This is a genomic window from Cellulomonas sp. KU4C (assembly GCF_056868065.1).
Map to the genome: position 1 here is coordinate 3,205,700 of NZ_CP200322.1, position 13,492 is coordinate 3,219,191.

Annotated in this window: 11 protein-coding genes; all 11 read right to left on the minus strand. The window is 74.2% G+C overall.

Features of this window, described 5'->3' with window-relative positions:
- Window positions 1-261: 261 nt before the first annotated feature.
- On the minus strand, window positions 262-1,743 hold the full coding sequence (locus AC1VL8_RS15295; protein WP_483075762.1) for a glutamate synthase subunit beta: 1,482 nt from the start codon (window positions 1,741-1,743) through the stop codon (window positions 262-264).
- A complete protein-coding gene (gene gltB / locus AC1VL8_RS15300) occupies window positions 1,736-6,310 on the minus strand; it encodes a glutamate synthase large subunit (protein ID WP_483075763.1) in 4,575 nt (1,524 codons plus the stop codon). Before gltB ends, AC1VL8_RS15295 begins: the two co-directional genes overlap by 8 nt.
- Window positions 6,311-6,472: 162 nt before the next feature.
- Window positions 6,473-7,345: a prolipoprotein diacylglyceryl transferase gene (gene lgt, locus AC1VL8_RS15305; RefSeq protein WP_389230515.1), complete on the minus strand. Its 873-nt coding sequence runs from the start codon at window positions 7,343-7,345 to the stop codon at window positions 6,473-6,475.
- A gap of 76 nt (window positions 7,346-7,421) precedes the next feature.
- Window positions 7,422-8,255, minus strand: a complete 834-nt coding sequence (trpA, locus tag AC1VL8_RS15310) for a tryptophan synthase subunit alpha (protein ID WP_483075764.1) — start codon at window positions 8,253-8,255, stop codon at window positions 7,422-7,424.
- On the minus strand, window positions 8,252-9,526 hold the full coding sequence (gene trpB, locus AC1VL8_RS15315) for a tryptophan synthase subunit beta (RefSeq protein WP_389230518.1): 1,275 nt from the start codon (window positions 9,524-9,526) through the stop codon (window positions 8,252-8,254). Before trpB ends, trpA begins: the two co-directional genes overlap by 4 nt.
- A 114-nt stretch (window positions 9,527-9,640) precedes the next feature.
- The gene (trpC, locus tag AC1VL8_RS15320; protein ID WP_483075765.1) at window positions 9,641-10,456 is read right to left on the minus strand and encodes an indole-3-glycerol phosphate synthase TrpC; all 816 of its coding nucleotides are present in this window, start codon (window positions 10,454-10,456) and stop codon (window positions 9,641-9,643) included.
- A gap of 190 nt (window positions 10,457-10,646) precedes the next feature.
- A complete protein-coding gene (locus AC1VL8_RS15325) occupies window positions 10,647-11,375 on the minus strand; it encodes a DUF4190 domain-containing protein (protein ID WP_483075766.1) in 729 nt (242 codons plus the stop codon).
- A gap of 95 nt (window positions 11,376-11,470) precedes the next feature.
- The gene (locus tag AC1VL8_RS15330) at window positions 11,471-11,989 is read right to left on the minus strand and encodes a DUF4190 domain-containing protein (RefSeq protein ID WP_483075767.1); all 519 of its coding nucleotides are present in this window, start codon (window positions 11,987-11,989) and stop codon (window positions 11,471-11,473) included.
- Window positions 11,990-12,118: 129 nt separating this feature from the next.
- Window positions 12,119-12,556, minus strand: coding sequence for a DUF2752 domain-containing protein (locus AC1VL8_RS15335; RefSeq protein ID WP_483075768.1), 438 nt, complete (start codon window positions 12,554-12,556; stop codon window positions 12,119-12,121).
- 3 nt (window positions 12,557-12,559) lie between these two features.
- Complete coding sequence (locus AC1VL8_RS15340) at window positions 12,560-13,054, minus strand: DUF4190 domain-containing protein (protein ID WP_483075769.1); 495 nt, start codon at window positions 13,052-13,054, stop codon at window positions 12,560-12,562.
- Between the two features lie 119 nt (window positions 13,055-13,173).
- Window positions 13,174-13,482 carry an HGxxPAAW family protein gene (locus AC1VL8_RS15345; RefSeq protein ID WP_483075770.1) on the minus strand — a complete coding sequence of 103 codons (309 nt, stop codon included), beginning with the start codon at window positions 13,480-13,482 and terminating at the stop codon, window positions 13,174-13,176.
- Window positions 13,483-13,492: the final 10 nt, after the last annotated feature.

Consider the following 13,492-nt stretch of genomic DNA (forward strand, 5'->3'; position numbering starts at 1 on the left):
GGTCGACGGCGCACGCGACCACGTCCGCCGGTCCGGTCCGGGTCGGTCTCGACCGCGGTGGGCAGCAGGCGGGCAGCGCGTTGCTGCCAGACGGGCACGAGTCTACGGCCGTCTCACGCGGGAGACCGCCTCGGCGCTCCCCCGCGCGCCAGGTCCACCCGTCCGGACCGACGACGACGGGCGGCCGGGCCGGTGCGCCCGGGACCCAGGTCCCAGACGTCCACCGGGCGTCCGACCGCCCGTCACGTGCTCGTGCGCCGGTCAGGCCCGCAGCGCCGCCGTGGCCGCCGTCACCGGGGCGGGCAGCTCGGTGCTGCCGCCCAGGTAGGTGTCGACCGCCGCCGCGGCGGCCCGGCCCTCGGCGATCGCCCACACGATGAGCGACTGCCCGCGGCCGGCGTCGCCGGCGACGAACACGCCGGGCACCGACGTGGCGAAGTCCTCGGCCCGGGCGACGGTGCCGCGCGGGGTGAGGTCGACACCGGCCTGCGCGACGAGGTCCTCGGTCTCGGGACCGGTGAAGCCCATCGCGATCAGCACCAGGTCCGCGGGGATGTCCCGCTCGGTGCCGGGCGCGGGGACGCGGCGTCCGTCGGCCTGGTACTCGGTGGTGGCGAGGCGCAGGTGCGTGACCTGGCCGTCCTCGCCGCCGACGAACGCCACGGTCGACGCGAGGAACGCGCGCTCGCCGCCCTCCTCGTGCGAGGACGACACCTCGAACAGCACCGGGTCGGTGGGCCACGGCTGGTGCGCGGGGCGCTCGACCGGCGGCTGCTTGCCGATCGCCAGGGTCGTCACCGACGCGGCGCCCTGGCGCAGGGCGGTGCCCACGCAGTCCGAGCCGGTGTCGCCGCCGCCGATCACGACGACGTGCTTGCCCGCGGCGTCGATCGGCTCCGCGACGACCTTGCCCGCGACCAGCGCGTTCGACTGGTGCAGGTACTCCATCGCCGGGTGGATGCCGTCGAGCTCGCGCCCGGGCAGCGGCAGGTCGCGCGGGACCGTCGCGCCGGTGGCGACCACGACCGCGTCGTACCGGGACCGCAGCTGGGCCCAGGTGATGTCGGTGCCGATCGCGACGTTCGGCCGGAACCGGGTGCCCTCGGCCTCCATCTGCGCCAGGCGGCGGTCGATGTGCCGCTTCTCGAGCTTGAAGTCCGGCACGCCGTAGCGCAGCAGGCCGCCGATGGCGTCGTCGCGCTCGTACACGGCGACCGTGTGGCCGGCGCGGGTCAGCTGCTGCGCGGCGGCCAGCCCGGCGGGGCCGGAGCCGACGACGGCGACCGTGTGGCCCGTCAGCCGCTGCGGCACCTGCGGGTGCACGAGGCCGCGGTCGAACGCCTCGTCGATGATCGAGACCTCGACGTTCTTGATCGTCACCGGCGGCTGGTTGATGCCGAGCACGCACGCGGACTCGCACGGCGCCGGGCAGATCCGGCCCGTGAACTCCGGGAAGTTGTTCGTGGCGTGCAGCCGCTCGACCGCGTCGCCCCACTGCCCGCGCCACACCAGGTCGTTCCACTCGGGGATGAGGTTCCCGAGCGGGCAGCCGTTGTGGCAGAACGGGACGCCGCAGTCCATGCAGCGGCCCGCCTGGCGGGTCAGCAGCGCAGCAGCCTGCGGGTCGTCCTGGGCGCTGCGGTGCTCGTGCACCTCGCGCCAGTCCATCAGGCGCAGGGCCACCGGCCGGTTCGCGGGCAGCTCGCGCTCCCGCACCTTCATGAAGCCGCGGGGGTCAGCCACGAGCCACCTCCAAGATGCCCTCCCAGACGCCGGGCGCGCTCGGGTCGAGCCCGTCCGCCTCGGCCTTCGCCAGCGCGGCGCGCACGCGTGAGTACTCCGTCGGCTGGACCCGGGTGAACCGGGCCCGCGTCGCCGCGGGGTCCGCGAGGAGCTCGGTCGCGACGCGCGAGCCGGTCTCCTCGACGTGCCGCCGCAGCAGGTCCTGCACGAGCTCCGCCTCGGCGTCGTCGAGCGGGTCGAGCCCGAGCTCGCCGGCCGCGACGGCCTGCACGTTCACGCGCTCGGTCTTCAGGTCGAGCACGTAGGCCGTGCCGCCGGACATGCCGGCCGCGAAGTTCCGGCCCGTGCGGCCGAGCACCAGCACGGTGCCGCCGGTCATGTACTCGCAGCCGTGGTCCCCCACGCCCTCGACGACCAAGGTCGCCCCGGAGTTGCGGACCGCGAACCGCTCGCCGACGACGCCGCGCAGGAACATCTCGCCGGACGTCGCGCCGTAGCCGATCACGTTGCCGGCGATGACGTTGTGCTCCCCGCTGAGGACCGCGTTGCGGTCCGGGCGCACGACGATGCGGCCGCCCGACAGGCCCTTGCCGACGTAGTCGTTGGCGTCGCCCTCGAGGCGCAGCGTCAGGCCGCGCGGGACGAACGCGCCGAACGACTGCCCGGCCGAGCCGGTGAGCCGCACCTGGATCGTGTCGTCGGGCAGGCCCTGCCCGCCGTAGCGCCGGGTGATCTCGTGACCGAGCATCGTGCCGACGGTGCGGTTGACGTTGCGGACGGGCAGGTCGATCTGCACCGGGCGCGCGTCCTCCAGCGCGTCGGCGGCCAGCGCGATGAACTGGTTGTCGAGCGCGCGGTCGAGGCCGTGGTCCTGGTCCTGGGTGTGGTGCAGCGACGACCCGGGCAGCGGCTCGGGCAGCGCGAGCACCGGCGTCAGGTCGAGGCCCTCGGCCTTCCAGTGGTCGACCGCCGCGCGGGTGTCCAGCAGCTCGACGTGGCCGACGGCCTCGACGATGCTGCGGAACCCGAGCTCCGCGAGGATCTCCCGGACCTCCTGGGCGATGAACTCGAAGAACGCCACCACGAACTCGGGGCGGCCGCTGAACCGGGAGCGCAGCTCGGGGTTCTGCGTGGCGACGCCCACGGGGCAGGTGTCCAGGTGGCAGACGCGCATCATGATGCAGCCGGACACGACCAGCGGCGCCGTCGCGAACCCGAACTCCTCGGCGCCGAGCAGCGCGCCGATCACGACGTCCCGGCCGGTCTTGAGCTGGCCGTCGACCTGCACCACGACGCGGTCGCGCAGGTCGTTGAGCACGAGGGTCTGCTGGGTCTCGGCCAGGCCGATCTCCCAGGGCGTGCCCGCGTGCTTGAGGCTGGTGAGCGGCGAGGCGCCGGTGCCGCCGTCGTGGCCGGAGATCAGCACGACGTCGGAGTGCGCCTTGGCCACGCCCGCGGCGACCGTGCCCACGCCGAACTCGCTGACGAGCTTGGTGTGGATCCGGGCACGCGGGTTCGCGTTCTTGGCGTCGTGGATGAGCTGCGCCAGGTCCTCGATGGAGTAGATGTCGTGGTGCGGCGGCGGCGAGATCAGGCCGACGCCGGGCGTCGAGTGCCGGGTCCGCGCGACCCACGGGTACACCTTCGGGCCGGGCAGCTGACCGCCCTCGCCGGGCTTGGCGCCCTGGGCCAGCTTGATCTGGATGTCGTCCGCGAACGTCAGGTACTCGCTGGTGACGCCGAACCGGCCGGACGCGATCTGCTTGATCGCCGAGCGGCGCTCGGGGTCGTGCAGGCGCTCGGGGTCCTCGCCGCCCTCGCCGGTGTTCGACTTCGCGCCGAGGCGGTTCATCGCGACGGCGAGCGTCTCGTGCGCCTCCGCGGAGATCGACCCGTAGGACATCGCCCCGGTGCTGAACCGCTTGACGATCTCGCTGACCGGCTCGACCTCGTCGATCGGGACGGGGGTGCGCTCCCCGGACTTGAACTCCAGGAGCCCGCGCAGCGTCATCAGGCGCTTCGCCTGCCCGTCGACCCGGCCGGTGTACTCGCGGAACACGTCCATCTGCCGCGTGCGGGTGGCGTGCTGGAGCTTGAACACCGTCTCCGGGTCGAACAGGTGCTCCTCGCCGTCCCGGCGCCACTGGTACTCGCCGCCGGTGGCCAGGCGGCGGTGCGCCAGCCGGTTGCCGTTGGACGGGTACGCGTCGGCGTGCCGCGCGGCGACCTCCGCCGCCACGACGTCCAGGCCGATGCCGCCGAGCCGGCTGGTCGTGCCGGTGAAGTACCGGTCGACGAGCGGCTGCGACAGGCCGATGGCCTCGAACACCTGCGCGCCGCGGTACGACGCGATCGTGGAGATGCCCATCTTGGACATGACCTTCAGGACGCCCTTGCCGAGCGCCTTGATGAGGTTCTTCACGGCCGTCTCGGGCGCGACGCCCGGCAGGTAGCCGTGGGTCGCCAGGTCCTCGACGGTCTCCATCGCCAGGTACGGGTTGACCGCGGCCGCGCCGTAGCCGATCAGCAGCGCGACGTGGTGCACCTCGCGGACGTCACCGGCCTCGACGACCAGCGACACCTGGGTGCGGGTGTGCCGGCGCAGCAGGTGGTGGTGCACGGCGGACAGCAGCAGCAGCGACGGGATCGGCGCCCGGTCGGCGTCGGAGTCGCGGTCGGACAGCACGAGGAAGCTCACGCCGTCGGCCACGGCCTGGTCGCACTCGGCGAAGATCTCCTCCAGGCGCTCCTCCAGGGCCGCGCCGCCCCCGTCGACCTTGTACAGGCCGCGCACGATGGTCGACCGGAAGATGCCCGCCATCGCGGGGTCCTTGTCGATCTTGACGATCTTGGCGAGGCCGTCGTTGTCGAGCACCGGGAACGGCAGCACGAGCTTGCGCGCGTGCAGCGGGGTGTCCTCGAGCAGGTTCGGCTCCGGGCCGATCGCCCCGCCGATCGAGGTGACCAGCTCCTCGCGGATCGCGTCCAGCGGCGGGTTGGTCACCTGCGCGAACATCTGCGTGAAGTAGTCGAACAGCATCCGCGGCCGCTGGGACAGCACGGCCACCGGGGTGTCCGAGCCCATCGCGCCGAGCGGCTCCGCGCCCGCCGCACCCATCGGGGTGAGCAGGATCTTCAGCTCCTCCTCGGTGTACCCGAAGGTCCGCTGCCGGCGCCGCACGGACGCCGAGGAGTGCGCGATGTGCTCGCGCTCGGGCAGCTGCTCGAGGTAGACGGAGTTGTCCCGCACCCACTCGGCGTAGGGACGCTGCGCGGCGAGCTGGGCCTTGATCTCGTCGTCCTCGATGATCCGGCCCTGGCCGGTGTCGACGAGGAACATCCGACCCGGCTCGAGGCGGCCCTTGCGGACGACCGTGGCGGGGTCGAGGTCGAGCACGCCCGCCTCGGAGCCCATCACGACCAGGCCGTCCTCGGTCACCCAGAACCGGCCGGGGCGCAGGCCGTTGCGGTCCTGCACGGAGCCGATCAGGGTGCCGTCCGTGAACGTCATCGCGGCGGGCCCGTCCCAGGGCTCCATCAGGCTCGCGTGGTACTCGTAGAACGCCCGGCGGTCCGGGTCCATCTGCGCGTGGTTCTCCCACGCCTCCGGGATCATCATCATGATCGCGTGCGGCAGCGACCGGCCGCCCAGGTGCAGCAGCTCGAGCACCTCGTCGAACGAGCCCGAGTCGGAGCCGCCCGGCGTGCACACCGGCAGCAGCGGGGTCAGGTCCCCGAGCAGGTCCGAGCGCAGCGTGCCCTCGCGCGCGGCGACCCAGTTCCGGTTGCCGCGCACCGTGTTGATCTCGCCGTTGTGGGCGATCATCCGGAACGGCTGCGCCAGCGGCCACGACGGGAACGTGTTGGTCGAGAACCGGGAGTGCACCAGCGCGAGCTCCGAGGCGTACCGCGGGTCCGAGAGGTCCGCGAAGAACGGCTCGAGCTGGCCCGTGGTGAGCATGCCCTTGTAGGTGAGCGTCCGGGCGGACAGCGACGCGAAGTAGACGCCCAGCTCCCGCTCGGCGCGCTTGCGCAGCCGGAAGGCGCGGCGGTCCAGGTCGACGCCCGCGAGCTCGCGGGACGGGTCGGCCACGACGAGCTGGCGGAACACGGGCATGGAGGCGCGCGCGGTCGGGCCGACGAGGTCGGCGGTCACCTGCACGTCGCGCCACGCGAGCACGTCGAGCTTCTCCTCCGCGGCGATCGCCTCGACCGCGCGGACCACGACGGTGCGCTCCTGCTCGTCCTGCGGCAGGTAGGCCATGCCGATCGCGTACCGGCCGGCCGGGGGCAGCTCGGCGTCGACGACGTCGCGCAGGAACGCGTCGGGGATCTGCGTGAGGATGCCGGCGCCGTCGCCGCTGTTCTCCTCCGCGCCGACCGCGCCGCGGTGGTCGAGGTTCAGCAGCGCGGTCAGACCGGCGTCGACGATGTCGCGGCCGGGCGTGCCGCGCAGCGTCGCGACGAACGCGAAACCGCACGCGTCGTGCTCGGCCGCCGGGTCGTACAGACCAGGCTGCCGCTGCACGGACTCGGGGGAACCGAGACGCAGGGGCGACGCAGGCATCAGCACCGTCCTCACAGACACCGCCGAGGCGGGCCAGGTAGAGCAATGGGGGGAGGCTGGGACGTCATCGGCCCGGGCTACAAGGTGTGGCGACGATACCTGCCGGAAACACAGGCACTCACATCGCGAGAAGTGAGGTGGGTCACACGCGCGTCCCCGCGGTCAGCGGGCTGTGCCGTGCTCGGCCACCTCGTCGTCCTGGGCTGCAGATCCGCTCAGGAGAGGTGTGGTCTCGCGTCCAGGATGACGACGTCCGACGACGATGAACGCTACCAGCGCCCCGAGACCGACGATGATCGACGTCCACACGTTGAGCCGGAACGGACCGATCATCTCGGCCGGGTCGATGCGCAGCAGCTCGATCCACAGGCGGCCGGTCGTGTAGACGACCACGTACAGCCAGAACACCCGGCCGTGCCCGAGCCGGAACCGGCGGTCGAGCCAGATCAGCAGCGCCGCGCCAGCGAGGTTCCAGAGCAGCTCGTACAGGAACGTCGGGTGGAACAGCGTGCCGGGCTCGAACCCGGCGGGCAGGTGCGCGTCGTCGATCCGCAGGCCCCACGGCAGCGTCGTCGGGCCGCCGAACAGCTCCTGGTTGAACCAGTTGCCGAGCCGGCCGATCGCCTGCGCGACGAGCAGCCCGGGGGCGAGCGCGTCCGCGAAAACCGGGAAGCGCACGCCCGCCCGCCGGCAGCCGATGTACGCGCCGACGGCGCCGAGCGCGACGGCGCCCCAGATCCCGAGGCCGCCCTCCCAGATGTAGAGCGCCTTGACCGGGTTCCCGCCAGCCCCGAAGTACGCGTCCGGGGAGCTGATGACGTGGTACAGCCGGCCCCCGACGATGCCGAACGGCACGGCCCAGAACGCGATGTCCAGGACCTGCTCGGGGTCGCCCCCGCGCTCCTTCCACCGGCGCTGCGTCAGGACGACGGCCACGACGATGCCGGCGAGGATCGCCAGCGCGTAGGCGCGGACCGGCAGGGGCCCGAGGTACCACACGGCCTGGGACGGGCTGGGGATCGCGGCGGGGATCATCACCCGGGCAGCCTATGCGAGCCGGACGCGACCGCGGTCCCCCGGCCCGCCGCGCGGACGGCGTGGGAGCCGGGGGTCAGCGGGAGCGGCGCAGGCCCTCGGCGAGGCCCGCGGTCACCGACGCCAGCGCGGCCAGGCCCGCGGACTCGCCCTCGACCGCCGACAGCGCGCGCACGAACGCCGAGCCCACGATCACGCCGTCCGCGTACCGGCCGATGTCCTGCGCCTGCTCGGGCCGGGACACGCCCAGGCCGACGCAGACGTGCGTGGCACCGGCGGCGCGGGTGTCCGCGACCAGCTGCTCGGCGCGCGCGCCGACGGTGGTCCGCTCCCCCGTGACGCCCATCGTCGACGCCGCGTACACGAACCCGCGGGACGCCGCGGCGGTGGACGCCAGCCGCTCGGGGGTGGAGGACGGCGCGACCAGGAACACCCGGTCCAGGTCGTGCGCCTCGGAGGCGGCGATCCAGTCCGCGCCCTCGTCGGGCACGAGGTCCGGGGTGATGAGCCCCGCGCCGCCCGCGCCGGCCAGGTCCCGCGCGAACGCGTCGACGCCGTAGCGCAGCACCGGGTTCCAGTACGTCATGACCAGGACCGGGGCGCCGGTCTCCGCGATCTGCTCGACCGCGCCGAACACGTCCCGCACGCGGGTGCCGCCGGCGAGCGCCTGGTCGACCGCGTGCTGGATGACCGGGCCGTCCATCACGGGGTCGGAGTACGGCAGCCCGAGCTCGACGACGTCCACGCCCGCCTCGACCATCGTCCGGGCCGCGCGCACGGACCCGGCGAGGTCGGGGAAGCCCAGCGGGAGGTAGCCGACCAGCGCCGCGCGACCGGACTGCCCGTCCGACCCGGCGCGGAGCCGGTCCAGGGTCGCCGCGGTCCGCGAGCCCACCTGCACGTCGCTCACAGCTGCTCCCCCTCGTCGGCCTGCACGACCGGCTTGTCCTCGATCAGGTCGAACCACGCCGCCGCCGTGGCGACGTCCTTGTCCCCGCGCCCCGACAGGTTCACCAGGATCACCGGCTCACCGCCGTCCGCCGTCTCCCAGGTCGCGGCCTCGCGGCCGAGCTGGATCGCACCCGCCAGCGCGTGCGCCGACTCGATCGCCGGGATGATGCCCTCGGTGCGGCACAGCACCTGGAACGCGTCCATCGCCTCGGCGTCCGTGACCGGGCGGTACTGGGCGCGGCCGATGTCGTGCAGCCACGCGTGCTCGGGCCCGACGCTCGGGTAGTCCAGGCCCGCCGACACCGAGTGGCTGGGCAGCGTCTGGCCGTCCTCGTCCTGCAGCAGGTACGACTTCGTGCCCTGGAGCACGCCGGGCGTGCCGCCGCTGAACCGGGAGGCGTGCCGCCCGGAGTCGACGCCCTCGCCACCGGCCTCGAAGCCGAACAGCCGGACGCCCGGGTCGTCGAGGAACGCGTTGAAGATCCCCATCGCGTTCGACCCGCCGCCGACGCACGCCGCGACCGCGTCCGGCAGGCGGCCGATCTCCTCGGCGAGCTGGGCCTTGGCCTCCTCGCCGATGAGCTTGTGGAAGTCGCGGACCATCTCGGGGAACGGGTGGGGGCCCGTCACCGTGCCGAGCAGGTAGTGCGTGGTGTCGACGTTCGCGACCCAGTCGCGCAGCGCCTCGTTGATCGCGTCCTTGAGGGTGCGCGAGCCGATGGACACCGGGACGACCGTCGCGCCGAGGAGCCGCATGCGCGCGACGTTGAGCGCCTGGCGCTGCGTGTCCTCCTCGCCCATGTACACGACGCACTCGAGGTCGAGCAGGGCCGCGGCCGTCGCCGTCGCCACGCCGTGCTGGCCGGCGCCGGTCTCCGCGATGACGCGCGTCTTGCCCATCCGCTTCACCAGCAGGGCCTGGCCGAGCACGTTGTTGATCTTGTGCGAGCCGGTGTGGTTGAGGTCCTCGCGCTTGAGGAACACCCGGACGCCCTCACCGACGTGCGCCGCGAACCGCGGCACCTCGGTCAGCGGGCTGGGGCGGCCGGTGTACGTGCGGTGCAGCCGGGCGAGCTCCGCGCCGAACGCGGGGTCCGCGAGGGCCTTGTGGAACTCCGTGTCGAGCTGGTCCAGCGCGGCGATCAGCGCCTCCGGCACGAACCGCCCGCCGAAGTCGCCGAAGTACGGCCCGGCGTGCGCCGCGAGCGGCCCCCCGGGGGGCGCCGTCACGGACGGCACCTGCGGACCCTGTCGACCGGTCGTCACCTGCTGCTCCTCGCTGCTCGCTGCTCGGTCAGCGCGCGTCGCGCGCGACCGGTCCCGCCGGGTGGGTGCTCCCGGCCGTCACTGCCGGACCGCGCGCAGCGACGGGTGCGAGCCCGCCGCCACCAGGTCCGCCACCGACTGGCGCGGCGCGTCGTCGGTGACGAGGGCCTCGCCCACCAGCACCGCGTCGGCGCCCGCGCGGGCGTAGTCCATGACGTCGTGCGGGCCGCGCACGCCGGACTCGGCGATCTTCACGACGTCCGCCGGGATCGAGGGGGCGACGCGCGCGAACGTGCCGCGGTCCACCTCGAGGGTCTTGAGGTCGCGGGCGTTCACGCCGATCACGCGGGCGCCCGCGTCGACCGCCCGCATGACCTCCTCGGAGTCGTGCACCTCGACCAGGGCCGTCATGCCCAGGGAGTGCACCCGCTCGACCAGGGAGGTCAGCACCGTCTGCTCCAGGGCCGCGACGATGAGCAGGACCAGGTCCGCGCCGTGCGCCCGCGCCTCCCACACCTGGTACGGCGTGACGACGAAGTCCTTGCGCAGCACCGGGATGTCCACGGCCGCGCGCACGCTGTCCAGGTCGGCGAGGCTGCCCTTGAACCGGCGCTCCTCGGTGAGCACCGAGATGACGGTCGCGCCGCCCTTCTCGTACTCCGCGGCGAGCGCGGCGGGGTCCGTGATCGTGGCCAGCGCGCCCTTGCTCGGGCTGGACCGCTTGACCTCGGCGATGACCGTCACCGCGTCCTCGACGCGGAGCCGGCGGATGCAGTCCTTGGCGCCGGGCACGCGGGCCGCGCGCTCCTTGACGACCGCGAGCGGGGTCGCGGCCTCGCGCACGGCGAGGTCCTCACGCACTCCCGCGACGATTCCGTCCAGCACTGTGCCCATCGGCGCCTCATCTCCCCCGAGCTCGGCAGCGGCACGCCTGGTGGCGCGGGAGCCGGCAGGCTCCTCGGCGACGGCCGACCCACCCTGCTCCGGATGGGGTCGGACCCGCGACCGCCTCCGCCATCGTACGGGGACCCGCGGGCCCGGCCGACCACCAGGTCACCCGGTGGGACGGCCGGCCCCGCGTCGGTCAGTAGCCGTACGACGTGCCGTTGTACCCGTCCATGAACGCGGGCACGAAGGCGGAGCCGAACGCGGCGAGCAGGCCCAGCGTGGTCACCGCGGTCGCGACGGCACCCAGCACGATGCCCGCGACCGCGAGCCCGCGGTTGTCGGCCTCGCCCCGGGCCGCCGCCCTGCGGGCCAGCACTCCGAGGATGATCGCCGGGATCCCCGTGGCGAGCCCGCACGCGACGAGCCCGACGAGGCCCAGGACGAGCGACCACACGGCGAGCCCGTTCTTCGGGTAGCCGAGGACGGGGGCGTACGGCTGCGCGCCCCAGGCCGGGTAGCCCGGCGCCGGGGGGCCGGCGGCGTAGGGCGCGCCGGCGTAGCCGCCGGGCTGCTGCGGGTAGGCGGACGGCGCGTCGTACGGCGACGGCTGCGGGTACGACGGCTGCGGGTAGCCCGACGGCTGGCCGTACTGGCCGTGCTGGCCGTACGGCGCGGGCTGGCCGTACCTGGGCTGCTGCTGGCCGTACGGCGCGGGCTGGCCGTACCCGGGCTGCTGCTGGCCGTATGGCGCGGGCTGGCCGTACCCGGGCTGCTGCTGGCCGTACGGCGCGGGCTGGCCGTACGGCGACGGCTGCTCGGAGGGCGTCGGCTGCCCGTACCCGGGCTGCTGCTGGCCGTACGGCGACGTCGGGGTCGGATCCTGCGCGGGGTGGGACGCGTCCGAGGGCTGGTCGGGCGTGCTCATGCGGTGGCCTCCTGCGGGACGCGTCGACGCACGGTGCGCCGATCGCATCCTAGGGACGCGACCGGGGCGGCCGGGCCACCTACGTCCAGGACCACTCAGACGGGCTGCTGCGGGTCGACGAGGTACCCGATCACGGCGAGCACCCCCAGCACCACGCTGACGACGCACCCCACGATCCCCAGCGTGAGGCCCGCGGTGCCGAGCCCGCCGTTGGTCGCCTCACCGCGCTGCTCGGCCCGCCGGGACTGCACCCCCGTGACGATCGCGCCGACCCCGAACAGCAGTCCGTACCCGCACAGCACCAGCGCGACCACGCCGAGCACCAGCGACCACACGCCGAGGCTGTTCTTGACCCCGGTGTGCACGGGCCAGGTCCCGTACCCCGGCGCGGGGTGGCCCGTCGACCACGGCTGCGGTCCGGTGGGGTGGGCGACCGGCGAGGCGACGGGTGACGGGGCGGGGTACCCGGACCACGCGCTCGCCGCCGGCCCGGTGTACGGCGGCAGCGCCGACGTCTCCGGCCCCGCGGGCCCGGCCGGCAGCGGCGCGGGCTCCCAGGAGGACGTCGCCGGCACGGTCGGGTGCGGGTCGTCCGGCTGGTCGGGCGTGGTCACGGCTCCCCCTTGCGGCTGCGGTTGGCGCGGCGCGCGCCGACGGCAGCGTAGGGAGCCCCGTGGTGGCGTCGTGGGCGAACGCCCGGCGTTCACCCGTCCGCGCGGGCTCCCGGGCGCACCGCCGCGACCTCAGGGGGCGAGCAGGCCCGCCCATGCCGGTACGTTCCGGGCGACGCTGTAGAGGAGGACGACCGCCGTGGCGACGACCGCCACCCGCGCCGACGGCGCCCGTGCCGGTCGCCCGGTCCGGAGCGCCCGGACCAGCCACCGCGCCCAGAGCGCCGCGAGGACCGGGACGACCAGCACCCACAGCGGGTTCATCGACCAGGCGCCGGCGAGGTCACCGACCAGGAGGTCGTGCGTGGCCCGCAGGCCTCCGCAGCCCGCGCAGTACACGCCGGTGAGCGCGTACAGCGGGCAGACGCCCCAGCTGCCCTGGCCGTGCGGGTCGCGCAGGACGAGCCCGAGCGCGACGACGGCCGCCCCGCCCGCGACCACCAGCGGCCCGCGCGCGGCACGGAGCCGGGCGCGAGTCGACGGGGCGTCGGGTGGAGCGGCCGTGCGCACCTGTCAGTAGGTGGTGGTGTCGAAGGTCGTGGCGAGCGCGCCGGTCGCCAACAGGATGAAGAACAGGATGATGCCGAGGGCGCCGAGGATCGTCACGACCCAGGACACGATGTAGCCGGCGTTGGCCAGCGAGCCGTTGTTGGCCTCGCCGCGGGCGACGGCCTGCTTGGCCTTCGAGCCGACGATGATGCCGGGGATGCTGGTGAAGATCGAGCAGACGAAGAACCCGACGAGGCCGAGCACCAGCGACCAGACGCCGAGGTTGTTCTTCGCGGGCGAGCCGTAGCCGCCGCCGTACGGCTGGCCGTAGGCCGGGGCCTGACCGTAGGCCGGCGCCTGACCGTAGTCGCCGCCCGCGGGCTGGCCGTAGCCACCGGCCGGCTGGCCGCCGGTGTACTGGCCGTACTGCGGGATACCGCCCTGGTCGCCCGAGCCGGACTGGTCGCCCGAGCCCTCGGGGCTGGAGTAGGGGTCCTGCGGCTGGTTCGGGGTCGACATGGCGGCTCCTCGTGGTTCGTGTGCGTCGGTTGCGGCGTCCACCCTGGTCGGGAGGCTGCGGGCCCTAGGTCTACCGGAGCCGGGGCCTGACGTCCACCCGACGCCCGCCGGGGCGCCGGTCAGTGACCGCCGCGCGCCTTCGCCTTGGCGATCGTGTGCGCGCCGCCCTGGCCGTAGCCGAGCACCTGCATGACCTTGCCGACGACGACGCCGAGCAGGGCGACCGCGAGGCCGGCCCAGAACACCGCCATGACCCCGAAGACCAGACCGAGCGCGGCGGCCGTGGAGCCGAGGAGCACGATGATCGTGGTCGCCCAGGCGGCGCTGGTGTGGCCGTGGTTCGTCGGCGGGGCCTGCGGGGGCAGGCGCAGCGTCTCCGAGCGGGGGGACTGCTGAGCGCCCTGGGGACGGAGCGACTGCTCGACCATCGTGGAACAC